General features: G+C 61.3%; 1 protein-coding gene. It reads left to right on the top strand.

The annotated features are described in order from the left end of the window. A partial coding sequence (locus G3I71_RS49710) for a DEAD/DEAH box helicase family protein (protein WP_164325586.1) occupies positions 1-388 on the top strand: 388 nt, incomplete at both ends.

Here is a 388-nt window from a genome sequence, read left to right on the forward strand (position 1 = left end):
CACCTTGTTGATCAATGGGCGAAGGACGTTGAGTGGTTCGGGGTGTCCCCCATCCGGGCCTACGAGTCGACGGCATCCTGGTTCGGCAGCGCTTCGCACCTCTTGGATGCTATGGCGCTGGATGCCAGCCACGGCGGCGTGATCATCACGACGAACAAGACCTTCGGGGATGTCGCGTTCCAGAAGATCCTTAGTCGTTACCGCGGACGCCTGCTCCTCATTGCGGATGAAGCTCACAACCTCGGTGCCCGGCACATCAGCTCGAAGCTTCCCGACAGTGCCGAGTTTCGGCTTGGCCTGTCAGCCACCCCTGAACGCTGGTTCGACGACGAAGGAACCGCCGCGCTTACGGACTACTTCGGCGACGTGGTCTTCGAGATGGGGATCG

It is taken from the genome of Streptomyces sp. SID12501, assembly GCF_010550245.1.
GTDB lineage: Bacteria > Actinomycetota > Actinomycetes > Streptomycetales > Streptomycetaceae > Streptomyces.